A 26,964-nucleotide genomic window follows, 5' to 3' on the forward strand; every position below is an offset into this window, starting at 1 on the left:
GGCCGGGCGCTCCGCCCGGCAGGCCGTGGCCGTTCGTCGCGGCCTGCCGGGCGAGGCTTCGTTACTTGGATGCCGGCGGAGTGACGTTCCCGAGGTTGAAGTCGCTCCCCGTCGTGAAGGCAGGGGCCGCGTCCGGGCTGCCGTGACGCCCGCTGTGGCTGTCGTCGTCGTAGGCCACGGCGTTGGACTGCGAGTTGGCCACCGCGGTGACGCCCTCGTCGTCGTGGTCGTGGCCGTGGTTGTGGGCGAAGCTGACGCCGGCACCGAAGGCGGAGAGGCTCGCGATCGCCGCGGCTACGACGGCAACACGCTGGAACTTGCGCATGGTTAGACCCTTTCTTGCCCGGGCGCGACGCCCTGGCTTGGCTACGTATAGTGACAATATATGCACGTATAGTAGTCATTTGGGATCTTTGGCCGTTTGTGCGCCGTGTCGTTTTTTCGTACGGCCGTCAGCCGCGGCGCGGCTGCCCCACCATCGGTGCCGACATGGACAGACCCACCAGATCGGCCCATACGGCCTCGCCGACACCGTCGAGGGTCTGTTTCGCGGCGCGTTCCGCCGTGGTGAGGATGCCGAGGCCGGCCCGGGTCTCGTAGGGCAGGTGGTCGAGGGCGAGGCGGCGGCCGACGTAGTCCATGACGGAGCCGGCCTGCTTGATGTCCGGGTCGTTGGTGAGACCGGAGGGTTCGAAGCGGGTCCCGACGTAGTCCGCGACGAGGATTTCGAGCGGGACGCCGTGCTGGAGGCCCCGGGTGACGGTCGAGGAGAAGGCGTCCATCATGCCCGCGAGCGTGGAGCCCTGCTTGGCCATGCGGACCATCACCCCGGCGACGCGGCCGTCGGGGGCGTGCGCGACGGTGAGGTATCCCTCGCCCTCGCCGACGCTGAACGACCGGGTCGTCGACCGCATCCGCCTCGCGGGGCGGGGTACGGCGGGCCGCGCCGCCGCCCGCGTCCCGCCGGCCACCCGTGTCGTCGCGTCCCCGAATCGCTCAGTCATGAACGCCCTCACTCGTCGTCGATCTGCCGCTGCCTGGGACATTCGTGGCCCAATTCCGGCACAGTGCACCCTTGTACACAATCTGTGGGCGCCAACTCGCCGTCAGCCACAACATGTTGGGGCTGAAGATAGAGGCGGGAGGGCGAAGGAACGGCTGTGGCGCGCCGGAAGGGGGCTTGGCCGGCAGTAAGTTGGGCCGATGTCCACGTTGCCGGTGATCCTTTTGCTGTCCGGGAGCCTGCGGGTCGGCTCCACCAACGAGGCCGTGTTGCGTACCGCGCGGGCCGTGGCGCCGTCGGTGTCGGTGCGGGCCGAGTTCTACGACGGTCTGGCGGGCCTTCCGCACTTCAACCCCGATGACGACGCGGATCCGTTGCCGGAGGCGGTGGCCGGGCTGCGGGCGGCGATCGAAGGGGCCGCCGGGGTGCTGGTCTGCGCTCCGGAGTACGCGGGGACACTGCCGGGGGCGTTCAAGAACCTGCTCGACTGGACGGTCGGCGGCACCGAGATCTGTGACAAGCCGGTGGCCTGGGTCAATGCGGCCGCACCGGGGCGCGGACAGGGCGCGGAGGCCACGCTGCGGACGGTGCTCGGCTACACCGGCGCCGACATCGTGGAGCCGGTCTGTGTGAGGATCCCGGTGCGGCGGGAGACGGTCGGTGCGGACGGCGTCGTCGACGATCCGCAGACGCACCGCCAACTCGCGGAGGTGCTGCGGCTGTTGGCGGCTCGGGCGGCCGGCCCCGCCTGAGGCGCGAGCGCGGGCCGGCGCAGAGGTGTAACCCGCTGGACCGCGCCGCACGGCGCGGGCCCCGGTCAGCCCGCGCTCAGCTCCGCAAGCGGCAGCGTGTGCTGGGTCTGGAGGACCTTCGCGCGTAGATAGCGGACGTTGTGGGCGGTGGTGAAGACGCCCGTGGGGACGCGGTCCTGGACGTCGATGCCCAGGTCGCGCAGCTGACCCGCCTTGTCGGGGTTGTTGGACAGCAGGTCCAGGCTGCCGATGCCCAGGGCAGCCAGCATCTGCGCGGCCGCCGTGTAGTCGCGGTCGTCCTCGGGCAGCCCCAGGGCCGCGTTCGCCTCGTATGTGTCGAGGCCCTGGTCCTGGAGGGCGTACGCGTCCAGCTTGTTGTAGAGGCCGATGCCGCGGCCCTCCTGGCGCAGGTAGAGCAGCACGCCGCCGCGGTCCGCGATCCGCTCGACCGCCTCCCGCAACTGCGGACCGCAGTCGCAGCGGGCCGAGCCGAACACGTCACCGGTCAGGCACTCGGAGTGCAGGCGGACCAGAGGCGTCGTACCGGGAGCCGGGTCACCAAGGACGACGGCGACGTGCTCCTGGCCGTCGGTCAGGCCGTGGAAGGTGACCAGTTCGGCGTCGACGCTGTAGCCGTCCTGGAAGCGCAGCGGCACCCGGACGCGGGAGCGCGGGGTGGCGGCGGGGAAGTCGGGCATGCGGGTCTCCGGGGTCGTCCATATCTGCTTCAGTTTTGAAGCAGGTGCATGGTCGGGAACCCTACCCCATGTTTTAAATTTGAAGCAACAGCTTTTCGGGATACGTCAGGTTTCCGGGCTCTCCGGGCTGCCTCAGGAACACGGACCGGAGGAGCGGCGGCGCCAGGGAACCTCCTCCGAGGTGGGGCGCTCCTCCTCCCGCTCCAGTGCCTGCACCACTCCCGAGAAGATCTCCTCCAGCTGCTCCACCTGCTGCGGGGTCAGCTGGTCGAAGAGCAGCGAACGCACGGTCTCCACATGCCCCGGCGCCGTCCGCTCCAGCACGGCCATCCCCTCGTCGGTCAGCATGGCGAAGCTGCTGCGCTTGTCCCACTGGCAGTCCTCGCGCCGGATCAGACCGTCCTTCTCCAGCCGGGTCACGGCATACGTCAGCCGGCTGCGGGTGATCTTCGCCCGCTCGGCGAGATCGGTCATGCGCAGCCTGCCGTCCGGTTCCTCGGAGAGGTTGGCGAGGATGGAGTAGTACAGATGCGGCATGCCGGCGTCCTGCTGGAGCTGCCGGTCGATGGCGTCCTCCAGGAGGTGCGTCGCCGCGATGTACGCGCGCCAGGCGCGCTGCTCCTTCTCGGTGAGCCAGCGAGTCGTCATGCCCCCAGTGTAAGTTTGTTTCAAAATTTAACCAAGCCTGTCCGCCGCCGAGAGTGAGCGCGTCCGATGCCGTACCCGTACGTCCTGCTGTCCGCCGCCGTCTCCCTCGACGGCTACCTCGACGACACCGGCCCCGAGCGCCTCCTGCTCTCCAGCCCGGCGGACTTCGACCGCGTGGACGAGGTCCGGGCCTCCGTCGACGCGATCCTCATCGGTGCGGGCACGATCCGCGCCGACAACCCGCGCCTGCTGGTCAACTCGCCAGAGCGCCGCGCCGCCCGCGTGGCGGCCGGACGGCCCGAGTACCCGCTCAAGGTCACCGTCAGCGGCTCCGGAGACCTGGACCCGGACGCCAATTTCTGGCACACGGGCGGCGAAAAGCTCGTCTACACGACCGACAAGGGCGCCGAGCGCGCCGGTGCCGCCGGCCTCACCGCCGACGTCGTACCGCTCGGCCCCGACCTCGACTGGCGCCGCCTCCTGGAGCATCTGCACGAGCAACGCGGCGTGCGGCGCCTGATGGTCGAGGGCGGCGGCACGATCCACACCCAGCTCCTCCAGCAGGGCCTCGCCGACGAGCTCCAGCTGGTCCTGGCCCCCCTCTTCGTGGGCGACCCGGACGCCCCCCGCCTCTTCGGCCCCGGCGCCTACCAGCCCGGACGTCTGCGCCTGACGGAAACCCGCCGGATCGAGGACGTGGTCCTCATGCGCTACGAGCCCACCGCCCCGGGCACCGGTCCGCTCCCCACCGCCGCCGACCGCCACTGGCTGGCCCTCGCCTGCGAGCTGGCGGCCGAGTGCCCGCCCTCGCGCACGGCCTTCAGCGTCGGCGCGGTGGTCGTCGCCGCCGACGGCACGGAACTCGCCCGCGGCCACTCCCGCGAGGGCGACGACCCGGTCGTCCACGCCGAGGAGGCGGCCCTCGCCAAACTGGACCCGGCCGACCCCAGGCTGACGTCGGCGACGGTCTACAGCAGCCTGGAACCCTGCGCCCACCGCGCCTCCCGCCCCAAGCCCTGCGCACGGCTGATCCTGGAGGCGGGTGTACGCCGGGTGGTCACGGCCTGGCGCGAGCCGGACACCTTCGTGACGGGGGCGGACGGCAGCGGGTTGCTGGCGGGGCGGGGGGTCGAGGTGGTCGTACTGGGGGAGTACGAGGAGCGGGCGAAGGCGCCGAACCGGCACTTGGCGTAGGTATTTCAGCCCGTCCGGCGTTTGAGGACGAGGCCGTTCAGGCCGAAGGGGGGTCTGGGGGCGCAGCCCCCAGCACCGCTCGCCACAACCACCCCGCACCCGGCCGATCGGCCCAACAGATCCTGCGCCCGACCTCTGCAAGGGCGACCCTGACCGTACCGGCCGGAGGCGATCGCGGAGGTAGTGCCAGTGAGGTCAGTTCCCAGACGTGCGGCGGCAGTTCTCCTCGTCCTCCTGCTGACGGCACTCGTCGCCTCCTGCGGCACCGACCCCGGTACCCGCACCATGGCGAGGGCGCTGCCCCCGGGCGCACCGTTCACCCACCCCGGTGTCCTCGTCAGCCAGGCCCAGCTGGACGTCGTACGCAAGAACGTCATCGCGGGCAAGCAGCCCTGGCTGCAGGCGTTCCTCGACATGCGGGACAGCAAGTACGGGTCGTACAAGTACACGGCCCAGCCGGTCGCGGTCGTCAACTGCCCCTGGGGCGGCAAGGGCGCGAAGGGCTGTCTGGAGGAGCGGCAGGACGCCATCGCCGCCTACACCCAGGCGCTCCTCTACAGCGTCACCGGTCAGCACGAGCACGCCGTGAAGGCCCGGGAGATCATGGACGCCTGGTCGGCGCAGCTGAAGCGGCACACGGCGCAGGACGCCCGGCTGCAGTCCTCCTGGGCCGGGTCGACCTGGGCGCGGGCCGCGGAGATCATCCGGTACGCACCGGGCGCCGGCTGGCCCGCCGACCGAGTACGGCGGTTCACGGCCATGCTGCGCACCGCCTACCTCCCCGAGGTCACCAGGGACCTTCCCGACTACAACGGCAACTGGGACCTCGCGATGACCGACGCCGCCATCGGGATCGCCGTCTTCACCGACGACCACAAGACCTTCGACACCGCCGTAAAACGCTTCCGCGGCCTGGTGCCCGACTACTTCTATCTGCGCAAGGACGGCAAGATCCCGCTCACCCCGGCCGGCTCCGACGCCAACACCGTGCAGAAGCTGGAGACGTACTGGTTCAAGGAGACGAAGTTCGAGGACGGCATCGCGCAGGAGACCTGCCGCAACTTCAAGCACGTCGGCTACTCCCTCGCCGCCACCGCGCACATCGCCGAGACCGCCTGGCACCAGGGCGTCGACCTGTACGGCGACGTCAAGGACCGGCTGAAGGCGGCCCTCGACTTCCACGCCCGCTACGAGATGGGGGCCAAGCCCCCGCGGTGGCTGTGCGGCGGCAGGGTCGTCGGCAACATGGGCCCCGACCTGGAGGTCGCCCTCAACCACCTGGAGAACCGGCTCGGCACCCCCGTCCCGGCCGCCCACAAGCTGGTCGAGCAGAGCCGCCCGGCGGGCACCGACGACCTCTTCGTCTCCTGGGAGACGCTCACCCACGCGGACAACCCCGCCGCCTGACGGCCATCCTGCGAACCCCCGAGAACGCAGGCGAACGGGGGCGGACACAAACCCTGGCGCAGACAGCCCCGCGGATGGCGTATGCTGGTTACACAACGACGCGGGGTGGAGCAGCTCGGTAGCTCGCTGGGCTCATAACCCAGAGGTCGCAGGTTCAAATCCTGTCCCCGCTACTCAAGGCTCAGGGCCGGAGTCCAGTGACTGGACTCCGGCCCTGAGTGTTTCCCCCGGTCGGGTCATCCGGCTCGCCCCGCACCGCCGTACCGGGAAACCTGGAGAGGTGGAGCAGGAGGGGCCGATCTCATACGCGCGCACCTTCGTGCGGCTGCTCCCGGCGCTGTTGATCGTCGGCGGGACCTTCTACGACTACCTCACCCCGTCGCGGTTCACGGCGGGCCCTCTCTTCACCGCCGCACCCCTGGTCGCCGCCCCGCTCTACTCGCGCCGCGGCACGGTCCTCACCGGCATCGCGACCGTCCTCGTCGTCACCGCGATCCACGCCCAGATGGGCATCCTCCTCCAGGTCGAGGCGATCACCGAGCTGGCCACCGTCGCGACGGTCTCCGTCCTGGCCGTCCTCATCAACCTCCTCGTCGGCCGCGGTCGCGAGGAGCTCGCCTCGCAGCGCGAGATCGCCGAGGCCACCCAGCGCGCCGTGCTGCCCGAACCCGCCGAGCGGGTCGGAGGGTTCGCAGTCGCGGCACGGTACGAGGCCGCGCAGGCGGACGCATCCATCGGCGGCGACCTGTACGCCGTGCAGGACAGCCCGTACGGCGTACGGCTGGTCGTGGGCGACGTACGGGGAAAGGGGATGGGCGCGGTGGCCGCCGTGGCCGTCGTCATCGGGGCGTTCCGGGAGGCCGCCGAACAGGAGGCCACCCTGGAGGCGGTCGCACAGCGGCTGGACCGGGCGCTGGCCCGCGAGGCGGCGCGGCGCGGGGGCATCGAGTTGTTCGAGGGGTTCGCCACCGCCGTGCTCGCCGAACTCCCGCACGGCGAGGGCGTCGTCCGCATCCTCACCCGAGGCCACCCGCCTCCGCTGCTGCTGTGCCCCGACGGCACCGTGCACACCCTGCACGCCCGCGAGCCCGCCCTGCCGCTCGGCATGGGCGACTTCGGGAGCCGGCCCGACCGCGCGGAGGAGATCGCGTTCCGCGGCGGGGCCACGCTGCTGCTGTACACCGACGGGCTGTCCGAGGCACGGGACGAGCACGGGCGGTTCTTCGAACCCGCGGACCGGCTCGCCGGCCGGGTCTTCCACGAGCCCGCCGCGCTGCTCGCCACCCTCGCACGGGAGGTGCGCAGATACGCCGGTGAGGCCATGGCGGACGACATGGCACTGCTCGCCGTAAGACGGCCCTGAGATTCCTGAGGCGCGGTCAACTCGCCCGTTTTTCGCCGTTCATGCGCCGTACGTTCAGGTCAGAAAGGTTAATGATCAAGCGGAACACCTTGGAAACGACACCCCGGGTCTATTAACGTTCGATAACGCAGCGCGGTCGTCCCAGCCGTCACAAGAGGCGGCTCCGTGCGCACGCGCCGAATCCCGCAAGGGAACCGGGGAACCACCACCCTGGGGTGAATCGCGCCGACACCGCCGTGGCAGCACGGCAGGTATACGCGCGTAGGAGACCTTCCTGCTCCGAACCCGTCAGCTAACCCGGTAGGCGAGAAGGAAGGAAAGGAGCACGCCCACGTGGCGTCCAACCCGCCTGCCCCGCCAGCCCCGTTCGTGCCGAGCACCGAACCCTTCGGCTTCGCCGGCCGACGCACCGACGAGGGTCCGTGGGAGGAGTGGAATCCCACCGAGGACTCCCTCGCCCCGGTCCGCGGCCGGCACCGCGTCGCCAAGCAGCGCGGCGGGGGACTCGCCCGCAGCTCCACGGTCCTCGGTGTCGGTGTCATAGCCGCCGTCGGCGCGGGCGGTATGGCCAGCGCCAACACCGGCAAGCCGCCGGTGTCGATCTCCATGCCCGATCTCGCCTCCGTGGCCCATGTGTTCGGTGGCTCCGAGGCCCCCAAGGGCTCCGCGACCGCGCTCAGCGACGTCGCCACCACCTCCGAGGGCACCGCGCGGGGCGCCGGTGAGGCGCTGCGCGACCGGATCATGGCGCAGGCCGAGTCGCAGCAGGTCCAGATCGACGGCAAGAGCCAGGCGGCCACCGAGGCGGCCCTCGCGAAGCAGATCGACGACGCCGCCGCCAAGGCCGAGAAGGAGGCCGCGACCAAGGCCGCCGCGGCGAAGGAGAAGGCGGAGGCGGCGGCCAAGAAGGCCGCCGAGGCCGTGAAGCTCGCCGAGCTGGCCAAGCAGTTCCAGCTGCCGGTCGTGTCGTACACGATCACCGGCACCTTCGGTCAGGCCGGTTCCATGTGGTCCTCCGGCTACCACACGGGCCTCGACTTCGCCGCCCCCACGGGCACGCTCATCAAGGCCATCCACTCCGGCACCATCACGCAGGCCGGCTGGGCGGGCGCGTACGGCTACCGCACGATCCTCACCCTCGACGACGGTACGGAGCTCTGGTTCTGCCACCAGTCGTCGATCAGCGTCAGCGTCGGCCAGAAGGTCGGCACGGGTGACGTCATCGGCCGCATCGGCGCCACCGGCAACGTGACCGGCCCGCACCTGCACCTGGAGGTCCACCCCGACGGCCAGGCCACGGGCATCGACCCGCTGCCGTGGCTGCGCAGCAAGGGCCTCAACCCCTGACATCCGTGCGTTCTCCGTCCGCCCCCGGAGTGCCGTAGTCCGCTTGTTTACGGGATCTTTGCGCCCGCCGCGGAAGACCGGCCACCGGGGCGGGCGTTGACGTAAGGCATGACTTCTCCTTCTCTGCGCAAGCTCGGCTCCTCCGGCCTGGAGGTCTTCCCGCTCTCCCTGGGCGGCAACGTCTTCGGCTGGACCGCCGACGAGGCCACCTCCTTCGCCGTGCTCGACGCCTATGCGGCCGCCGGCGGCAACTTCGTCGACACCGCCGACTCCTACTCGGCCTGGGTCGACGGCAACCACGGCGGCGAGTCAGAGACGATCATCGGCAAGTGGGTCAGGGCGCGCGGCAACCGCGACGACGTGGTCATCGCGACCAAGGTCAGCCAGCACCCCGACTTCCAGGGCCTGTCCGCCGCCAACATCAAGGCCGCCGCAGAGGCCTCCCTGCGCCGCCTCGACACCGACTACATCGACCTCTACTACACCCACTTCGACAAGCCCGAGGTGCCGGTCGAGGAGATCATCGGCGCGCTCGACGAGCTGGTGAAGGCGGGCAAGGTCCGGCACATCGCCGCGTCCAACATCTCCGCCGACCGGCTCCGCGCGTCCCTGGAGTTCTCCGACCGCGAGGGCCTGGCCAAGTACGTGGCCCTGCAGCCCCACTACAACCTGGTCTCCCGCGGCACGTACGAGGGCGAGCTGCAGGACCTGGCCGCGCACTACGGCCTGGCCGCCGTCCCGTACTACGCCCTCGCCGCCGGCTTCCTCACCGGCAAGTACCGGCCCGGCACGACCGTCGACAGCCCGCGCGCGGGCGGCGCCGCCAAGCACCTGGAGTCCGAGCGGGGGCAGCGCGTGCTGACCGCCCTCGACGAGATCGCCCAGGCCCATGACGCCCCGGTCGCCACGGTCGCTCTGGCCTGGCTCGCCGCCCAGCCGACGGTCGCCGCCCCGATCGCCTCCGCGCGGACGGTCGAGCAGCTCCCGGCGCTGCTCGCGGTGGCCGAGCTGACGCTCACCGAGGCCGAGGTCGCCCGCCTGACGGAGGCGTCGGCCTGACCCCCTCGGGTCCTACGACCGGTACGGGTTGTACGCGGGATTCGGCACCGCCGGATACCCGTACGCCCCGTACACCGGCCAGGGCGGCGCCGCCACCGGCACCGGGGGCGCCGTCATCCGCGCCGCGTGGTCCAGCGCCGGGCGCGCCACCTCGCGGCGGCGCCACAGCTCGTGCAGCAGCTCCCGTTCCCTGACGACGAAGTCGGTGCCGGCGCGGCCACGGCGCCCGCGGTGCCGCAGGAAGGCCAGGGAGGTCGCGTACGCCTCGTACTGGGCGACCTCGCGTGCGGCGGGCTTGCCGAGGTGGTGGGCGGCGTGTTCGCGGGCCAGCCGGCGTGCCCGCATCGAACCGAGGGCGTAGGGCTCGGCGGGGGTGAGCCAGCCCGCGACGGCGTAGGCGGGCAGCTCCTCGCGCACGGTGCGCAGTTCGCGCTGGCGGGTCCAGATCACCAGCCAGGTCAGCAGGCCGAACGCGGGCACCATGAAGGCCGCGTACACCGCGAAGAAGCCGTACTCGCCGAAGTTCGAGGAGCCGTTCCAGATCGCGTGCATGCTCATCGCGAGCAGCAGGCCACAGAGCGGGACGAGGACGCGCCGCAGGTGCTGGCGTTCGGCGGACAGCGCGGCGATGCCGAAGCCGATGCCGGTGAGCACGGTGAACAGCGGGTGCGCGAACGGGGACATGATGACGCGCACGAAGAACGTCGCCGCGGTGACGGAGGCGATGCCGCGGTCGCCGGTGAGCTGGTCGGTGCCGAAGGCGGTGCCCAGATAGAGGATGTTCTCGGTGAACGCGAAGCCGGTGGCGGTGACCCCGGCTATCACCACCCCGTCGACGATCCCGGTGAAGTCCCGTCTGCGGAACAGGAACACGAGCAACACGGCCGCCGCCTTCGACGACTCCTCGACTATGGGCGCTATGACGGTCGCGCCGAGGGTGTCCGCGCTGGACGGGTCGGCGGTCGCCGTCGCTATCCACTTCGTGGCGAAGCTGTTGGCGACGATCGCTATCAGCGCCGCCGCACAGGCTCCCCAGGCGAAGGCGAACAGCAGGTTGCGCCAGGGGCCGGGCGCGACGCGGTCCAGCCAGCGGAACGCCGCTATGAGCAGCGGCACAGGCAGCACGGCCAGCCCGAGCCCCACCAGGAACCCTTCGGTGCCGGTCTGCTCGCGCACCAGGGCGAGGATGACGAGCCCGGAGAGCGCGAGCAGGGTGATCAGCGCGCCGTACCGCACCGCCCTGCGCTGCCACCAGTGAGCGTGCCCGAGCGCACCGCCGGCCGGGACGCCGGGGTGTGGCGGATGCGTCGGGTACGGAGGAAAGGTGGCCACGGCATTGACCCTAACGAGGGAGGGCGCCGGCCGCGACGGTACTTCGGATTGCCCGCAGGGCCGTGGGGCTTCAGGCGCCGGTGGGGGGCTGGTTGTGGTGCAGTACGCGACGGAAGAGCAGGTCGTTCACGACATGTCCCTTGTCCAGTCCCTGGCCCTCGAAACGGGTCAGCGGCCGGAAGTCGGGACGGGGCGCAAAACCGCCCTCTGGCTGCGTGTTCTCGAACTCCGGATGCGCCGTCAGCACTTCGAGCATCTGTTCGGCGTACGGCTCCCAGTCGGTCGCGCAGTGCACGATGCCGTCGGGCCTGATCCGGGCCGCGGCGAGGTCGAGGAACTCCGGCTGGATCAGCCGCCGCTTGTGATGCCGCTTCTTCGGCCACGGGTCGGGGAAGTAGACCCGCAGCCCGTCCAGCGAGTCCGGGGTGAGCATCTCGCGCAGCAGGATGATCGCGTCCCCGTTGGCCACGCGGACGTTGGACAGCCCGTCGTGGTCGGCGAGGTTGAGCAGATTGCCCTGCCCCGGAGTGTGCACGTCCACGGCGATGATGTTCGTGTCCGGGTCCGCGGCAGCCATCTGCGCGGTGGCCTCACCCATCCCGAAACCGATCTCCAGCACGACGGGATTGCCGTTCCCGAACAGCTCGCCGAGATCGAGGGTCCGCTGCCCGTCGACGTCCAGCCCCCACTTGGGCCACAGCCGCTGCAGCGCATCCGCCTGCCCGGCGGTCACCCGGCTCCGCCGCGGCTGAAAACTCCGGATCCGCCGCTCGAAGTGCGACCCGGCAGGATCAGCCTTCGGCCCGTCCGGAAACCGGGGCTCCCCCTTGGCCCGGGAATGCCGGACGGACACTCCGGGGACGTGCGGCACATGATCGCCGGGGCGGGGGGCTTCGGGGGTGTTGAGGGAGTCAGACACAGTGGGGTCGATTTTACGGGTCGCAGGCACCTCTCAGCCCGGGGTGCCACTTCTCGCCGCCGGCACCGGCAACCCCGCCGCCGGGCAACCTCACACCGACCCCAGCATGGCCAACGCCCGCCCGGCCACCTCCCGCCCGATCGGCAGCGAAGCGGTCGCCGCAGGCGAGGGCGCATTCAGCACATGCACGGCCCGAGCCCCCTCCTTGATCAGAAAGTCGTCCACCAGCCCCCCGTCCCGCAACACCGCCTGCGCCCGCACCCCCGCCGCAGTCGGCACCAGATCATCAGCCGTCACCGCAGGCAGCAGCCGCCGCACGGCCGTGGTGAACGCCCCCTTGGACACCGACCGCGCCAGCTCACCGGCCCCGTACCGCCAGTGCCGCCCGGCCATCCGCCACGCCCCCGGCCAGGCCAGCGTCCGCGCCACCTCCCGCGGCCGTACGACCCCCCAGTCGTACCCCTCCCGCGCCAGCGCCGGCACCGCGTTCGGCCCGATGTGTACACCGCCGTCGATCCCGCGCGTGAGGTGCACGCCGAGGAACGGGAACGCCGGGTCCGGCACCGGATACACCAGCCCGCGCACCAGGTCGGGGCGGGCCAGCTCGTAGTACTCGCCCCGGAACGGCACGATCCGCATCTCGGGGTCGTCCCCGGTCAGCCAGGCCACCTCGTCGCAGTACAGCCCGGCGCAGTTCACCAGCACGCGCCCCCGGACGACGTCACCGCTCGTCGTCCGCACGGCCACCCCGAGCTGAGGCCGCCGGTCGATCCGCTCGACCCGTGCCCCGTACCGGATCTCCGCCCCGGATGCCTCGGCCAGCTGCCGGGCGACCCCCACGAAGTCGCATATCCCGGTCGTCCCGACGTGTATGGCGGCGAGACCCCGCACCTCCGGCTCGTACTCCGCGATCTGGGCGCCGCTCAGCTCCCGTACCGGAATCCCGTTCTCCCGCCCGCGCTGCACCAGGGCGTGCAGCCGCGGCAGCTCGTCCTTCTCGGTCGCGACGATCAGCTTGCCGGTGACGGCATGGGCGATCCCGTACTCCGCGCAGAACTTCACCATCTCGGCGGCGCCCCGCACCGCGTACCGCGCCTTCAGGGACCCCGGACGGTAGTAGATCCCGCTGTGGATCACCCCGCTGTTGCGCCCCGTCTGATGCCGGGCCGGCCCCGGTTCCTTCTCCAGCACGGTCACCCGCGTCCCCGGCGCGATCCGCGTGATCGCGAACGCCGTGGACAGCCCGACGATGCCACCCCCCACCACCAGCACATCACAGTCGTAAGCGATCCCCGGCCGCACCTGCACCACCTCCCGCTACCGATAGTGCACTGCGCCACTGACAACCACTTCAAACGTGGGAGGAAAGAGGTCTTCCCGCACCTGCCCCGGCTCAGGCGGGGGCCATCAGCAAGGGCCGCGCCCGCTCCCGCAACTCCACCACCCGAGGCTCATCCCCATACGGCTCCAGCCGATGCAGAAGATCCTTCACATACTCCGTGGTCCGCGCGGACGAGATCCGCCCGGCCACCTCCACCGCCCGGACCCCCTGCTCGCAGGCCGCATCAAGGTTGCCCGACTCCAGCTCGGCCACCGCCGAGACAACCAACCGCAGCCCGTGCGACCGCACGAATTCCTCCGTCGGCTGCGACAGCGCCTGCTCGGTGAACCGCCGCACCTGACGCGGCGCCTTCAGATCGCGGTAGCACTCCGCCGCATCAGCGGCGAAACGGTCGTATGTGTAGAAACCAAGCCATGACGGGTCATTGTCACCGTCACGGGCCCGCTCCAGCCACCCTTCGGCGGCCCGCAGCGCCCCGCCCGCCGCCTGTGCGTCACCCGCGCGCGCGTGCGCCCGTGCCTCGACGAGCCGGAAGAAACTCATGGTGCGAGCGGTAGCCAGCCCCCGGTTGCGCTCAAGGGCGGCCTGTGCGAGATCGACGCCCTCGTCGCCGAAGCCCCGATAGGTCGCCTGCAGCGACATGGACGCCAGCACATACCCCCCGAGGGGCACGTCGGCGGCGGCCCGAGCCAGCCGCAGCGCCTGGATGTAGTACCGCTGCGCGGCCTCCTGCTGCCCGGTGTCGAAGGCCATCCAGCCCGCGAGTCGGGTCAGTTCGGCGCTCGCCCCGAACAGTGCGCGCCCGACCTCGTCCGAGTACGCCCCGAGCAGCAGCGGAGCCGCCTCCACCCGCAGGCACTCGGGCACCATCGACGAACGCCAGTCGCCTCCGCCGTACTTGGAGTCCCAGCGCCGGGCGTCCTCGGCGGCCTCCCGCAGCTTCTGCACATCGCTGTGGCCGACTTTGAGCGGTGCGCCCGAGCCGTCGGCGGAGTTCGCCTCGCGCGCGACCGAACTGTCGGCCGGTGTTATCAGCCACCGTGAGGCGGGCGTTGCGTATGCGCTTACTGCGAACGATCCGGCCAGGGACTGCCAGATGCCGCCGGAGCCGGCCCGGCGCCCGGCGAGGTCGAGACGGTAGAGCTCCGTCGCCGACCGCACCGCCTGTCCTACGTCCCTGGGGAAGGCGAGGCCCACTTCGGGTGCGGGATCCGCGTCCGCCAGGCCGATCTCGTGGAGCGGCACCGGGCGACCGAGCTTCTGCCCTATCGCGGCGGCGATGAGGTGCGGCGCGGCACCCTGCGGCACCATGCCCTTCGACACCCAGCGCGCCACCGAGGTCTTGTCGTAGCGAAGAGTCAACCCGCGTTGAGCGCCAAGATCGTTGACGCGACGCGCGAGTCCTGCGTTGCTGATTCCCGCGAGGGCGAGAACGGCGCCGAGCTTTTCGTTCGGCCCGCGTTGCTCCCTGGACATGCGCCACCCCTCGACACAGACGGCTGCCGCGCTGGCATAACCACGCGGCATTCGTAAACCCAGCGTAGTTCGCCGCATCCCAAGCGTTAAGAGGCATTGTTCCGGATGGCGGGATTGTGGTCCGTACTGAAGTACGGGTCCGATACGCGCAGTTGCGCCATGCTCCCGGTGTGTGGCTGTGCGCCCGTCCGTGCGCTCTTCTCCGGCCATGCCGGGAGCGCTTCCATGGATGGTGCGTGGGTCGGCCCGCTGTACTGGATCCAGCGGGCTGGGGGACACCGCCGCCTTCATCCCCGCGGGCGGCGGACGGGCCCGGGGGGCGAACTCTGTCTCCCGGGCTGCGCGCGGGTGATGCGATGCTCAGAGCATGTACGGAGCGTGTCCAAGCCTGGCCCGCCATCACCGATTTGGCTGAAAATCGCTCCTGTGCTTCCCGGGTAATTGCCGCTCCCACCACGGAACTTGAGGGCGCGAAGGGCGTTTTCGGGGAGCATTCCGGGGGCGCATTCGCGTCGCAGGCATCGTGCCGAGTACGGGTGTTCGGTCCTGTGGGCGGTTGAGCGCCGAAGCGTCTTCCGGGGATCGTAAGCGGCGCCACCACGCCTCCGGCGTGCGCCCTTCATGGCAGCATGGTGAACCAGTTCGTACGGTGCACTGGTTGTCCACAGCCTGTGGAGGCGTCCATGCGGTGGTTGGTGGGGTGGAGCAGCACCGCCGCGGGGGCTTCCGGGATCGGTTCCGCGGGGGCCACCGGACAGGACGGCGAGACCGTGCACCCGGTGGGCTCCCAACTCCTGTGGGGCGACCCGGATCCGCTCTGGGCGGTCGGCGACTGGCGGCCCGACGAGGTGCGGGTGGTCAAGGCCGACGCCCAGACCCGGATCGCGGTCCTGGGCACGTGCGGGGCGTCCGACGAGCAGCTGCGAGTCGGTCTCTTCGCGGCACGTGGGGGCGCACTGCGGCACCTGACGGCGTGGCCGGGCAGCTACACGGCGATCGTCCAGGTCGGCCGCCGGGTCACCGTCTGCGGCGATCTGGCGGGCGCCCGCCCCATCTTCTACACCCCGTGGGCGGGCGGTACGGCCTACGCCACCGCCGCGCTCCCCCTCGCCGACCTCATCGAGGCCAACCTCGACTTCGGCCATCTCGCCGCGCTCCTCGCCGCCCCCGACGTACCGGCCGCGCTGCACGACTCCACGCCCTACGACGGCGTACGGCGCATTCCGCCGGGGCATGCGCTGATCCTGCGCGCGGGCGCGCGTGAGATCGCCGGCTACGAGCCGGTCGCCTCGCTCGCGGTGGCGGCGCCCTCGGCGGACCCGGACAGCGCCGTCGACGCGGTGCGCGACGCGCTGGTGGAGGCGGTACGCGCGCGTCTGGCGGCGCCGAGACACGTCCCGGGGGCCGACATGGACCCGGGTCCCGTCCCCGGCATGGGCCCGGCGGAGCGCCGTGCCGCGCGCGGGATGCCGGTGGCGGGCATCGGCGCGGATCTCTCCGGCGGCCCGGCGTCGGGGACGCTCGCCCTGCTGGCGGCCGGTCTGCCGGGCATGCCGGGCACGGTACTCGGCCACGGCACGGGCGCGGGCGAACGCCTGCTGGCGGTCACCTTCAACGACCTGGCGGTCGGCGGCCGCGAGGCGGAACTGGAGCGGGCGGGATCGCTGGCCGCCAACCCCCGCCTGCACCACGTGGTGGTGACCGGGGGCGAAGAGGCCCTCCCGTACGCCGAACTCGACGGCCCCCTGACGGACGAGCCGGGCCAGTCCCTGGTCACGGCAGCCCGTCACCGCACCCGCCTCGCCTCCGGCAGCGCGGACCACTTCACGGGTTACGGCGCCCGGCAGGTCCTGGACGCACACCCGGCCCGCCTCGCCGACCTCCTGATGGACCGCAAACGCCGCCATCTGGTCCGTCCCGTCGCGGCACTCGCGAAGGCGGACGGCTCGGTGATGGTCCCCGCGCGCGTGTACGGCGCGGCCCGGAAGCTGGCGAGGACCCCGTACCGGGCGGGCCTGGACCTCCTCGCCGAACGCCTCCTGCAACGCCGCTTCGACGAGCCGGGCGGCGCTGTCGGCGCGTCCCTAGCCGCCCTCACCTGGGCCAGACCGGGCCCGGCGGCGCGCTGGCTGACCGGCGAGGCCCTCGCTGAAGTATCGGTTCGCCTGCAGGCGTCGACGGGCCGCGCGGGCGTAGGGCCTGCCCAACGCCCGGGCGACTACCGCGCACGCGCGGCCCTGGCCCGCCACGCCGCAGACCTGCGCATTCTGGAACAGGCAGCCGAGATCCGCTCCCAACGCCTGCACGCGCCGTTCCTCGACAACCAGGTGGTCCGCGCCTGCCGCGCCCTCCCCGAGGCGCTGCGTGTGCAGCCTGGCGCGCGTGCCGCGATCCTCCGCACGGTCCTGGAAGGCGCCGGCGTGAGCGACCTCCCACCCGGCTGGGGCGCCCCTTCCCACGCCTCGGCAGCGGTGGCGGCCCGCACCGGGCTGAGGGTGGCCGCCGACTCCCTGATGGCCCTCTTCGGCACCCCTTTGCTGGCGGAGGCGGGCCTGGTGGAGGCCCGGGTCGTCCGCAAGGCCCTGCGCGCAGCAGCAGCAGGCGAACCCCTTCCCCTGGACGGCCTGGCAGACCTGGTCTCCCTGGAACTCTGGCTGCGCCGCCTCCTCTCCCGCCGAGGAACCTGCTGGACAGGCACCCCGGCCCGCCAACGAGCAGTACCGGCAGGGATCACACCCCGGAGGGGGGCGCTGGCTTCGGGCGGGGGAGCGGGGGTGGCGTGAGCCCGAGCACGCTTTCTTCCAGCCCGTCCGGCGTTTGAGGTCGAGGCCGTTCAGGCCGATCGGGGCCCGGGGCGAAGCCCCTGGAGACGGGACGGTTAGGGGCGGCGGGGGCGCAAAACACGCCGGCCCGGCACCCCTGAGACCCCGGCCTTCACAAACCACGTGCCCCACTCCCCACGCCACGGCGACGATGACCAGGTGCGGTACAGGTTCCTGGGCGTCACCCAGGCGGAGGACGACCACGGCACCGCCATACCCGTCCCCGGCCAACGCCTCCGCACCCTCCTCACCGCACTCGCCCTGCGCCCAGGCCGAGTCACCACCCCCGACACCCTCATCGACGAGGTCTGGTCGGACACCCCGCCCCAGGACGCCCCCGTCGCCCTCCAGGCCCTCGCCCTGTACCGCGGCCCCACCCTCACCGACCTCCCGGACCGCCTCGCCGCCACCCGCCCCGAGGCGCTCCACCGCGAGGCGACAAGGGCCCGCACCGACGCGGACCTGCACCTCGGCCGCGCCCACGCCGCCGTACCGCACCTGACGGAACTGACCACGGCGCACCCGTACGACGAACCGCTGCACGACCTCCTCGCCGAACTCGCCGAGGCCCTGCACAAGCACTCTGCCGAGCAGCTCCCGTAGCCGAAACCGCAGCCGTACGCACTACGTGCACGTGAACTTCGACTCGGCCCAGTCCGCGAGCGTCAGGGTGTCGAAGCTGCTCTGCGGCTGCACGACCAGCCGTACGGTCCGGTGCCCGGCGAGGTTCACATGGACCGGGACCGCCGGGTGGTCGGCCTGGATCAGCCCGGACTGCCACAGCCGGACGCCGTCGGCGTAGACGGAGAAGGAGACCTTGCCGAGGCCCAGGGTCATGTCGTCGACACCCACCACGGCGTCGTAGGCGGAGCAGGTGCGGTTGAGGTCGACGGTGACCGAGGACTCGCCGTGCACCGTCACGCCTTGCGGGTACTGCTTGCCCGCGATCGCCATGCCGTACCGCTGCCACACCCAACTGCTCTCGCCGATCCGCATCTCGGGCTTGGTGCCGTCACCGCCGAGGTCGTACGACAGCCCGCTCCACTGGTAGACGGCCGGAACCGGCGGCGGAGGCGGGGTGGGCGTGGGCTTCGGTGTCGGTTTCGGCTTGGGGGCGGGAGTGGGAGTGGGAGTGGGGGGCGGGGTGGGCCTCGGCCTGGGGGTAGGGGTCGGAGTCGGCGCGGGAGCCGCCGCGGGCACGATCACCGGCGGTTTCGGCTCGGGCTTCTTCTTCGGTGGCGTCGGCTTGGGCGACTCACGCCGGACGGCCGGCGCGGAGGCGGGCGCCTTCGCGTCCGGCTTCCTGACCGGGGTGTCGCTCCCGGACATCGCAAGGGCCACCGCCACGCCCGCGGCGGCGAGGACACCGGCGGCGAGGCCGATCTTCGCGGGTGCGCCAAGCCCTTCGGAGGCCGCCGCGCCACCGGCGCCCGCCCCGCTGGAGGAGCCGCCGCTCGCCGCGGCGGCCGCACCCGCGACCCCCGCCGCACCGGCTCCGGTGCCGCCCGCGACGAGCGCGGCCACCTTGGCGTACCCGGCGGCACCGAACCAGCCGATGACCGCGACCGGCACGACGCCCGGGATACCGCCGGCGACTTCCTTGATCTGGCCCGCGGCCAGCCGGCACTTGGCGCACTCCTCCAGGTGCTTGCGCAGCCCCCGCTCGGCACGCGTGCGCAGTCCGCCGCGGGCGTAGGCGCCGAGCCGGTCGGCGTAGCGGGCGCACTCCTCGTCGCCGGCGAGCGTGGCGCTGACATGGGCCTGGAGATAGGCCTGCTTGAGGCCCTCGCGGGCGCGGCTGGCGAGCACCCGGGTGCCGTTGGCATCAAGACCGAAGAGCGTGGCGACCTCGCTCGGCGACTCGTCCTCGACCTCGGTGTGCCACAGCACGGCCTGCCAGCGCTCGGGCAGCGACCGGAAGGCCTGCATGGCCATGGACTGCTCGGCCTCGTGCATCGCGCGCACGTCGGCGCCGAGCTCCGAAGCGTCGCCGTCGGACACCTCGGAGGAGCGCGCGGCCTGCGCCGCGAACACCGCGAAGTCGTCGACCAGTTGCTCACGCTTCGCGGACTTCGTCCAGTTCGCGGCCACCCGCCGGACGGTGGTGAGCAGATACGCGCGTACGGCGTGCTCGGGGCCGTGGCCGCCGCGCACCGCCTGGAGCATGCGGGCGAAGACCTCGGCGGTGAGGTCCTCCGCGGTGTGCGCGTCGCGGCAGCAGGTGCGGGCGTAGCGGCGCACCGCGTTCGCGTGGCGCCGGTACAGCTCCTCGTACGCGCTGTCGTCGCCGGAGCGCATCCGCCCGATCAGATCGGCGTCGGAGGGCGGCTGATCCCTGGGCGGAGGCAGGACGCCGTCCTCCCGCCGGTCGCGCTGCGCCGGGACACTGCCCTCGACGGGCTCGACCGGCTCGCCGCCCTGCGGCGGGATGACGGTCTCCGGGCGACCGCCGCCGCGCGGGACACCCGCCCGTCCGCCCGGCCCGCCCTGACTCGGCACCTGCGGCGAACCACCGGCCTCCGGGTCACCGTCACCCAGTGGCTCGTCCCGCCCGTCAACGCTCATCGCGGAAAGCCCCCGACGCCTGCCCAACCAGTCCCGAACACCGGGTTAGAGTGCCATATTGGCTTTTGTTCAGGACCCATCAGAGCGGACCATCCACCCGTCCGTGGGGACTTGTCGTGCCGTAGTACTAGCCGTCACTCATTCGGGGAAGGCTCAATTGACGCCCGACAGGCGGAAGTTCAGCGGCAGTTGAGTGGCATGCCGGAAATGTCCCGCTCATTCCCGGCCCGCGCCGGGCACGCGGGCTGCGCAGCGCCCACGCCCCACCGTCACCTATTCGAGTTACGGACCGTTCGAGTTACGGGCCACCGGAGACGCTGACACGCCCCCTCCCGCGGACAAGGCCGCCGCCTCAGGCCGGCCGTGACCGCAGCCCCTCCAGCAGGATGTCGAGCAGCCGTGCCGAAGCGGCCGCCTGCTGCGCCGCGTCCGGCAGCGAGGGCGCCGCAGTCGCGATGACCAGCAGTACGTCCGAGACCGACACATCGGTCCGCAGCTCACCCGCAGCGCGCGCCCGCTCCACGAGCTGGCCCACGACCTCGAGCAGCGCCGCCGCACCCGTGTCGTCCTCCGCCGAGACCCCGGGGGCCCCTTCGGGAACGAGCCGCAGCTCCCCGGAACCCGGCTGCGTCCGCTGCTGCGGCACCCGGGCCTCGTCGAAGACCGTCCCGTCGGACCCCTCGTCGGCGACCGAGACCCGCAGCACCTGCGGCGGCAGCAGCCGCCCGGCACCCGAGGCCACCGACGTCCGCAGGAAGCGCGAGAGCGCCGACCACGGCTCGTCCTCCTGGCCGAGCGCCGCCCGGGCCTGGTCGGTCAGCCGGGAGGTCTCCTCCTCGGCTATCCGCCGCACCAGGACGTCCTTGCTCGGGAACCGCCGGTACACGGTCCCCACACCCACCCGCGCCCGCCGCGCCACGTCCTCCATCGGCGCGCCGTACCCCAGCTCGCCGAAGACCTCGCGCGCCGCGCGCAGTACGTGCTCCAGATTGCGCTGTGCATCCACGCGCAGCGGCGTCGTGCGCGAGGTGTCCCCGCGTCCGTTGCCCGTCGCCGCGCTCACCATGCCGCCCGTTGTCAGTGCAGACGCGGACGACCAATGAGAGTCCTGAACATGCATAAGCGTTCCCCCGGTAATGACGTCTCCCCCCGGAGACTCTCCCCGCCATTCATTGGTTGCCGGAGCGTGGGAACAAGCCCGGTTCGCCGGCCCGCCCGTCGCGGACTCGACGACCGTTGAGTGCATCCCCCTACACCCCGTCGAGACACGAACATAGTTGAGAGGGAGTCAATTCAGAAGGGGCAGGTTCCGCACAGAGCGCCCCCCGATCGGAGTACGGGTCGTATACGTCCCGATTGCGCCCCCCAAGGTCATCCCGCGCACACCCGCTGACCTGCAATGATTCCGGACAGTCGGGCAATTCGGCCAACCCTGGGCGTCCCCGGCCCCGCGTCACACAAATTGTCGGGGCTGTGGACAAACTCAAGCGCTGGGTGCGTCATGGGATGGTGAAGGAACGTGCGCGCATTCTCGTTGTCGGCGGCGGCTACGTCGGGATGTACACGGCCCTGCGCCTCCAGCAGAAGCTGAAACGGGAACTCAGGCGGGGCGAGGCCGAGATCACAGTGGTCACTCCCGACCCTTACATGACCTATCAGCCATTCCTTCCCGAAGCGGCCGCCGGTGCCATTTCACCCCGGCATGTCGTCGTACCGCTGCGCCGAGTCCTGGATCAGTGCCATGTCGTCGTCGGCGAGGTCCACTCCATCGACCACGCCAAACGCACCGCCACTTTCACCACCCTCGCCACGGAGGAGGAGGGAGCAGGTCCCGAGCACATGACGTACGACGAACTGGTCCTCGCCCCCGGCTCGATCTCGCGCACGCTGCCCATCCCGGGCCTCGCCGACCACGGCATCGGTTTCAAGTCGGTCGAGGAGGCCATCGGCCTGCGCAACCACGTCATCGAGCAGATGGACATCGCCTCCTCCACCCGAGACCCCGCGATCCGCGACGCGGCCCTCACCTTCGTCTTCGTCGGCGGCGGCTTCGCCGGGGTCGAGGCGCTCGGCGAACTCGAGGACATGGCCCGCTACGCCGCCCGCTACTACCACAACGTCCGGCCCGAGGACATGAAGTGGATCCTCGTGGAGGCCTCGGACCGCATCCTGCCCGAGGTCGGCGAGGAGATGGGCCGCTACACGGTCACCGAACTGCGCCGCCGCAACATCGACGTACGCCTGCAGACCCGCCTGGAGTCCTGCGCGGACCGTGTCGCCGTCCTCAGCGACGGCGCCCGCTTCCCGACCCGCACGGTCGTCTGGACGGCCGGGGTGAAGCCCAGCCCGTTGCTCGCCGCCACCGACCTGCCCCGCACCGAACGCGGTCGGCTGAAATGCACTCCCCAGTTGACGATCGACGGCGCCACGCACGCGTGGGCGGCAGGAGACGCGGCCGCCGTCCCCGACGTCACCGCCGCCGAACCCGGCACGGAGACCGCACCCAACGCCCAGCACGCGGTCCGCCAGGCCAAGCTCCTAGGCGACAACATCGCGCACTCCCTGCGCGGCGAGCCCCTCGGGACGTACTCCCACAAGTACGTCGGCTCGGTCGCCTCCCTGGGACTCCACAAGGGCGTCGCCCACGTCTACGGGCGCAAGCTGAAGGGCTACCCTGCCTGGTTCATGCACCGCGTCTACCACCTCAGCAGGGTGCCCACCTTCAATCGCAAGGCCCGTGTCCTGGCCGAATGGACCCTTTCGGGCCTCTTCAAGCGGGAGATCGTCTCCCTGGGTTCGCTCGAACATCCCCGAGCGGAGTTCGAACTCGCGGCCGGTGGAAAGCCTCCTACCGACCCGATGAACGACCCGAAGGGGTCGTCCTGACCGGACCGAGGAACTCCACCGACCGACCGGGCGTCTCACGGATGTCGCCCCGGTAGGCCACACTGCCAGACTGATCCCCGCCCCCAGGGCGAGCAGCTGCTCGCCCTTCGAACCCAAGAGGCTCTCTCCACCGTGCTGCATCCCGGGGGTGTCCCCCCCAGCCCTCCGGCCGGGTCCGGAGCCGGCCGAAGACGCCGAAGACGACGACACGAGGCAAGGATTCGTGAACTTCACGCGCTGGAGCGCCCGGCTCCCCGGAACGCAGCGCCGCGCCGCAGCGCGGACCGATCACACGTCCGCCCCCGACCGGCAGGCCGAGACCCCGAACGCCGTGCCCGCGGCCCGCGGCGAGCAACTCACCGACGAGCACACCCCCGTACCGGCCGTCGACGAACTCCCCGTCCGCGAGGTCCTCGACCGCGTTCCGGCCCTCGTCGCCCTCGTCCACGGCCCCGACCACCGCGTCGCCTACATCAACGACGCGTATGTGACGGCCTTCGGCGTACGGCCGCTCGGCGAGCCCACCCGTGAATCCCTCCCCGAACTCGACGAACTGGGCCTGCTCCCGCTCCTCGACCAGGTCCTGCGCAGCCGCAAGCCGCGCACCCTCAAGTCCCGCAAGGCCCCGGACGGCCGCTCCTACACCTTCACCTGCACCCCGGTGACGGAAGGCGAGAACGCGGGCGTACTGGTCTTCGCCACCGACGTCACCGACCACGCCGAAGCCGCCGAACGCCTCCGCGCCAGCGAACGCCGGCAGCGCGAAACAGCGGTCACCCTCCAGCGCTCGCTGCTGCCCCAGGAACTCGAAGAACCCGACGACCTGCGCATCGCCGCCACCTACCAGCCCGGCGGCACCGAAGCGGCGGTCGGCGGCGACTGGTACGACGTCATCACCCTCGGCGGCGGCCGCACGGCCCTGGTCATCGGCGACGTGATGGGCCGGGGCGTACGAGCCGCGGCCGTCATGGGCCAACTCCGCACCGCGGTCCGCGCGTACGCCCGCCTCGACCTGCCCCCGCACGAGGTCCTGCAGCTCCTCGACGGCCTGGCCACGGAGATCGACGCCAACCAGATCGCCACCTGCGTGTACGCCATCCACGACCCGAACGAGGGCCGCCTGGTGTACGCCTCCGCCGGCCACCTCCCGATCCTCGTCCGAGACGAGAGCGGAGTCGTCCTGCGCGCCGACGAACCGACCGGCCCGCCCCTCGGCACGGGCGGCTGGATGCACGCCTCGGGCTCGGTCCCGCTGGGTCCCGGCTCGACAGCGGTCCTCTACACGGACGGCCTGGTGGAACGCAGGAACGAAGACCTCGACGAAGGCATCGCAGCCCTGGAACGCGCCCTGTCCGGCGCGACCGGCACCCCCCAGGTCGTCTGCGACCGCCTCGTCCGCTCAGCAGGCGTGACGGCGGACCACGACGACGACGTCGCCGTCCTGGTCCTGCAGCACCCGGCCCGCACGGGCCCGGACAGCGACCTCTTCCGCAACGCGGCCCTGGAACTTCTCGGCGGCATCGAAGCGGCCCCACGCGCGCGTGCCTTCGCCTCCGGCGTCCTGACGAGCTGGCGCTTCCCGACCGAACTCCACGACCTGGGGGTTCTCGCGGCCAGCGAACTGGTCGCCAACTCCCTGCAGCACGGCACACCACCCATGCGCCTTCGCCTGCGCCGCACCGACCGCCGTCTGATCATCGAGGTCACCGACGGCGACGACCATCTGCCCCGCCGCCGCCGGGCGGAACCCGGCGACGAGTCGGGCCGGGGCATCGCCATCGTCGCGACGATCGCCTCGAACTGGGGCTCACGTCGCACACCGGGCGGAGGCAAGGCGGTCTGGTGCGAGTTCGTCCTCCCCAAGAGTTCGACCTGACCCCGCTCAGGCCTCCGCGACCACCGGCTCCGCGGCAGCCCCGCCCCGGGCAACCACGCGGCTCTTCCCGAGCCACGGCTGATCCTGTACGGCGGTGAGCTGCCGCCCCAGCCGCAGCGCGAGGAAGGTGATCCCCAGCGAGAACAGCAGAAACGTCACGATGTACGGCCCGTGCAGCGAGGCCCCCAGCGGCCCGCCCACCGCAGGCCCGACCGCCAGCGCAAGCTGCTTGACCAGGGCGAAGGCGGAGTTGTACTGCCCCGCCAGCCCCGTCGGCGCGAGATCGGCGACCAGCGGAGCGACGGTCGGCGACAGCATCGCCTCACCCAGCCCGAACAACGCGTACGTCGACACGAACGCGGCCGTGGCCATCTCCTGGCTGCCGTGCCCGAGCCCCGCGTACCCCGCCATGACCCACGCCACGGCCCAGATCAGCCCGACAGCGGCGATCACCCGGGACCGGCGCCGACGCTCGACGAACCTCAGCACGGCGAACTGCGCGACGACGATCATCAGGGTGTTGGCGGCGAGCGCCGTCCCCAGCGCCGACGTCGAGATGCCCGCGGCCTCGACGCCGTACGCGCTCAGCCCCGACTCGAACTGTCCGTAGCAGGCGAAGAACAGTACAAACCCCAGCACGGACAGCTGCACCATGGCCCGGTTGCCGAGCAGCTGCTTCCAGCTGCCCTTCACCGACTGCGCGGGCGCGCCCTCGATGCGCGGGGAGTGCGGCATCCGCACGGTGGCCATCACTACCGCGAGCAGCAGGAACACCACAGCTTCGATCGAGAACAGCAGAGTGAAGGAGTCGACGCGCGTAGAGTCGACGAGATGGCCGCCGATGAGCCCGCCGACGCCGAGCCCGAGGTTCTGCAGGAAGAACTGCATGGCGAAGGCGCGCGAGCGGGTGTCCGCCGTGGAGCAGTCCACGATCATCGTCGCGAGCGCCGGCTGCATCACGGCCTGCCCGGCGCCGAGCGCTGCCGCCGACGACAGCACGGCGGTGCTGCTGTTCGCCACCCCCAGGCTCAGCGCCCCCACGGCGGCAGTGACCAGGGCGGCGAGCAGGACCGGTCGGGGACCGCGCCGGACGATGGCCCGCCCGGCGAACGGCAGCACGATCAGCGCGGCCACGGCAAAGACGGCGAGCACGAGCCCCGCCGTCATGGCCCCCAGTCCCCGCACCTGCGCCACATAGACGTACAGGTAGGGGACGGTGAAGCCGAGCCCGAATGCGCTGAGTGCGTTACCCACGTGGATCCGGCGCATCGCTGCGCCCATCGCCCTGGTCACGTTCACCTCTCTCAGTAGTTAGGAGTGAAGACTTAGAAGCTAAACAGTACACCTAGAAGAACTTCAACGCCAAGCACGCCCGTGCCATACTTCGCCCATGGGCGACACCCCCGGCACCCTCGGCGAACCGACACTCGAAGAGCAGATCGCCGCCTACCAGCGCGAGTTCCGGGACCTCGACCCCCAGGTCGAAAAGATCGTCTCGGCCCTGTCCCGCCTGAACCGCCGTATGAACGTCGCCTACGGCCGCCAGACCTCCGCCCTCGGCATCAGCAACGCCGAGTGGGAGGTGCTCAAGGCCCTCGTGCTCTCCGGCGCCCCCTACCGCCTGGGCCCGAGCGATCTCGCCAAGCGCCTGGGACTGACGCCGGCCGCGATGACCCACCGGATCGACCGCATGGTCGCCGAGGGTCTGGTGACCCGGGAGCGCGACGAGTCCAACCGGGTCCGGGTGATCGTGGAGCTCACTGCGGAGGGCCGCGAGAAGTGGCTCGAGGCGATGCGCCTCGCCACGGTCTTCGAGGAGGACCTCCTCCAGGACCTGTCCCCTGACGAGCGCAGTACCCTGGGGGAGGTCCTCACCCGCCTCCTGCGCAGGGTGGAACACGCCCAGCCGGACGCGGGCGGACGCCTCACCGACCTGGACTGAGGCCGACATAAAAGATCTTGACAGAGGGTGCTTGACAGCCCTCTCCCGGATCCGTAGAGTTCTTCGGGTTGCCACAGAGCCGTAACGGTTCTGCGACAGCACCTCCGCCGCACGAGCGGCACCCTCAAACCATCAGAACGATCTCCCAATGGGATTGCTTTCGGCGTGCCCGAATTCAATTCGATTCGGACCGGCAGCCCGATTAGGAACTGCCAAAGGGATCCGCTAAGGTTTGAGACGTCGGAACGGCCCAACGGCCGGGAGGACAGCCCCGCTGACTGGGAGTCAGGCCCGAAAGGATCTGATAGAGTCGGAACCGCCGGAAAGGGAAAC

Annotated in this window: 21 protein-coding genes, 1 tRNA gene, 1 pseudogene and 1 riboswitch; of the genes and pseudogenes, 12 read left to right on the plus strand and 11 right to left on the minus strand. The window is 71.3% G+C overall.

Features of this window, described 5'->3' with window-relative positions; translation table 11 throughout:
- Positions 1-61 precede the first annotated feature (61 nt).
- Together AB0N07_RS41665 and AB0N07_RS41670 are read right to left on the minus strand one after the other, a co-directional pair.
- Positions 62-325 (minus strand): hypothetical protein, encoded by a 264-nt coding sequence (locus AB0N07_RS41665; RefSeq protein WP_365844520.1) that lies wholly within the window; start codon positions 323-325, stop codon positions 62-64.
- A 127-nt stretch (positions 326-452) separates the two neighbouring features.
- Positions 453-1,004, minus strand: coding sequence for a ribonucleoside-diphosphate reductase (locus AB0N07_RS41670; protein ID WP_365844521.1), 552 nt, complete (start codon positions 1,002-1,004; stop codon positions 453-455).
- 199 nt (positions 1,005-1,203) lie between these two features.
- Between AB0N07_RS41670 and AB0N07_RS41675 the strand changes: the two genes are divergently transcribed.
- The gene (locus tag AB0N07_RS41675) at positions 1,204-1,755 is read left to right on the plus strand and encodes an NADPH-dependent FMN reductase (RefSeq protein ID WP_365844523.1); all 552 of its coding nucleotides are present in this window, start codon (positions 1,204-1,206) and stop codon (positions 1,753-1,755) included.
- Between the two features lie 65 nt (positions 1,756-1,820).
- Here the strand turns inward: AB0N07_RS41675 and ribA are convergent, their stop codons facing one another.
- Both ribA and AB0N07_RS41685 read right to left on the minus strand, forming a co-directional pair.
- Positions 1,821-2,453 carry a GTP cyclohydrolase II gene (ribA, locus tag AB0N07_RS41680; RefSeq protein ID WP_365844525.1) on the minus strand — a complete coding sequence of 211 codons (633 nt, stop codon included), beginning with the start codon at positions 2,451-2,453 and terminating at the stop codon, positions 1,821-1,823.
- Positions 2,454-2,585: 132 nt separating this feature from the next.
- Positions 2,586-3,101: a MarR family transcriptional regulator gene (locus AB0N07_RS41685; protein WP_365844527.1), complete on the minus strand. Its 516-nt coding sequence runs from the start codon at positions 3,099-3,101 to the stop codon at positions 2,586-2,588.
- Between the two features lie 66 nt (positions 3,102-3,167).
- Between AB0N07_RS41685 and AB0N07_RS41690 the strand changes: the two genes are divergently transcribed.
- The 6 genes from AB0N07_RS41690 to AB0N07_RS41715 all read left to right on the plus strand — a co-directional run bounded on the left by AB0N07_RS41690 (position 3,168) and on the right by AB0N07_RS41715 (position 9,471).
- The gene (locus AB0N07_RS41690) at positions 3,168-4,295 is read left to right on the plus strand and encodes a dihydrofolate reductase family protein (RefSeq protein WP_365844529.1); all 1,128 of its coding nucleotides are present in this window, start codon (positions 3,168-3,170) and stop codon (positions 4,293-4,295) included.
- 285 nt (positions 4,296-4,580) lie between these two features.
- A complete protein-coding gene (locus tag AB0N07_RS41695; protein WP_365844557.1) occupies positions 4,581-5,702 on the plus strand; it encodes an alginate lyase family protein in 1,122 nt (373 codons plus the stop codon).
- Positions 5,703-5,801: 99 nt separating this feature from the next.
- A tRNA-Met gene (locus AB0N07_RS41700) sits at positions 5,802-5,875 on the plus strand.
- A 107-nt stretch (positions 5,876-5,982) separates the two neighbouring features.
- Entirely contained in the window at positions 5,983-7,065 is a 1,083-nt protein-coding gene (locus tag AB0N07_RS41705; RefSeq protein ID WP_365844531.1) for a PP2C family protein-serine/threonine phosphatase, read from the plus strand.
- Between the two features lie 164 nt (positions 7,066-7,229).
- Positions 7,230-7,387: riboswitch (cyclic di-AMP (ydaO/yuaA leader) on the plus strand.
- An 11-nt stretch (positions 7,388-7,398) separates the two neighbouring features.
- Positions 7,399-8,412, plus strand: a complete 1,014-nt coding sequence (locus AB0N07_RS41710; RefSeq protein WP_365844533.1) for a M23 family metallopeptidase — start codon at positions 7,399-7,401, stop codon at positions 8,410-8,412.
- A gap of 108 nt (positions 8,413-8,520) precedes the next feature.
- On the plus strand, positions 8,521-9,471 hold the full coding sequence (locus AB0N07_RS41715) for an aldo/keto reductase (protein WP_365844535.1): 951 nt from the start codon (positions 8,521-8,523) through the stop codon (positions 9,469-9,471).
- Between the two features lie 12 nt (positions 9,472-9,483).
- Here the strand turns inward: AB0N07_RS41715 and AB0N07_RS41720 are convergent, their stop codons facing one another.
- From AB0N07_RS41720 to AB0N07_RS41735, 4 genes are all read right to left on the minus strand, one after another.
- Entirely contained in the window at positions 9,484-10,803 is a 1,320-nt protein-coding gene (locus AB0N07_RS41720; RefSeq protein ID WP_365844537.1) for a PrsW family intramembrane metalloprotease, read from the minus strand.
- 70 nt (positions 10,804-10,873) lie between these two features.
- Positions 10,874-11,722 carry a tRNA (guanosine(46)-N7)-methyltransferase TrmB gene (gene trmB / locus AB0N07_RS41725; RefSeq protein ID WP_365844539.1) on the minus strand — a complete coding sequence of 283 codons (849 nt, stop codon included), beginning with the start codon at positions 11,720-11,722 and terminating at the stop codon, positions 10,874-10,876.
- 90 nt (positions 11,723-11,812) lie between these two features.
- Complete coding sequence (lhgO, locus tag AB0N07_RS41730; protein ID WP_365844541.1) at positions 11,813-13,033, minus strand: L-2-hydroxyglutarate oxidase; 1,221 nt, start codon at positions 13,031-13,033, stop codon at positions 11,813-11,815.
- Positions 13,034-13,115: 82 nt separating this feature from the next.
- Positions 13,116-14,540 carry an MFS transporter gene (locus AB0N07_RS41735; RefSeq protein ID WP_365844543.1) on the minus strand — a complete coding sequence of 475 codons (1,425 nt, stop codon included), beginning with the start codon at positions 14,538-14,540 and terminating at the stop codon, positions 13,116-13,118.
- Positions 14,541-15,223: 683 nt separating this feature from the next.
- On the opposite strand from AB0N07_RS41735, the gene AB0N07_RS41740 reads away from it, so the two are divergent.
- Positions 15,224-17,323, plus strand: coding sequence for an asparagine synthase-related protein (locus tag AB0N07_RS41740; protein ID WP_365844545.1), 2,100 nt, complete (start codon positions 15,224-15,226; stop codon positions 17,321-17,323).
- Positions 17,324-17,521: 198 nt separating this feature from the next.
- A pseudogene (locus tag AB0N07_RS41745) lies at positions 17,522-17,914 on the plus strand (BTAD domain-containing putative transcriptional regulator); the annotation flags it as partial.
- A 72-nt stretch (positions 17,915-17,986) separates the two neighbouring features.
- On the opposite strand, the gene AB0N07_RS41750 reads toward AB0N07_RS41745, so the two are convergent.
- The gene (locus AB0N07_RS41750; protein WP_365844547.1) at positions 17,987-19,927 is read right to left on the minus strand and encodes a sigma-70 family RNA polymerase sigma factor; all 1,941 of its coding nucleotides are present in this window, start codon (positions 19,925-19,927) and stop codon (positions 17,987-17,989) included.
- A 352-nt stretch (positions 19,928-20,279) separates the two neighbouring features.
- Positions 20,280-21,047, minus strand: coding sequence for a helix-turn-helix domain-containing protein (locus tag AB0N07_RS41755; protein ID WP_365844549.1), 768 nt, complete (start codon positions 21,045-21,047; stop codon positions 20,280-20,282).
- Between the two features lie 386 nt (positions 21,048-21,433).
- On the opposite strand from AB0N07_RS41755, the gene AB0N07_RS41760 reads away from it, so the two are divergent.
- Positions 21,434-22,813 (plus strand): NAD(P)/FAD-dependent oxidoreductase, encoded by a 1,380-nt coding sequence (locus tag AB0N07_RS41760; RefSeq protein ID WP_365844559.1) that lies wholly within the window; start codon positions 21,434-21,436, stop codon positions 22,811-22,813.
- 223 nt (positions 22,814-23,036) lie between these two features.
- The gene (locus AB0N07_RS41765) at positions 23,037-24,689 is read left to right on the plus strand and encodes a SpoIIE family protein phosphatase (RefSeq protein ID WP_365844551.1); all 1,653 of its coding nucleotides are present in this window, start codon (positions 23,037-23,039) and stop codon (positions 24,687-24,689) included.
- Between the two features lie 6 nt (positions 24,690-24,695).
- Here AB0N07_RS41765 and AB0N07_RS41770 read toward each other — a convergent pair whose 3' ends face one another.
- Positions 24,696-25,982, minus strand: a complete 1,287-nt coding sequence (locus AB0N07_RS41770) for an MFS transporter (protein WP_365844553.1) — start codon at positions 25,980-25,982, stop codon at positions 24,696-24,698.
- A 97-nt stretch (positions 25,983-26,079) separates the two neighbouring features.
- Between AB0N07_RS41770 and AB0N07_RS41775 the strand changes: the two genes are divergently transcribed.
- The gene (locus tag AB0N07_RS41775) at positions 26,080-26,631 is read left to right on the plus strand and encodes a MarR family transcriptional regulator (RefSeq protein ID WP_365844555.1); all 552 of its coding nucleotides are present in this window, start codon (positions 26,080-26,082) and stop codon (positions 26,629-26,631) included.
- Positions 26,632-26,964: the final 333 nt, after the last annotated feature.

Origin of the sequence: Streptomyces sp. NPDC051172, from assembly GCF_040682555.1 — a bacterium.
Taxonomy (GTDB): domain Bacteria; phylum Actinomycetota; class Actinomycetes; order Streptomycetales; family Streptomycetaceae; genus Streptomyces.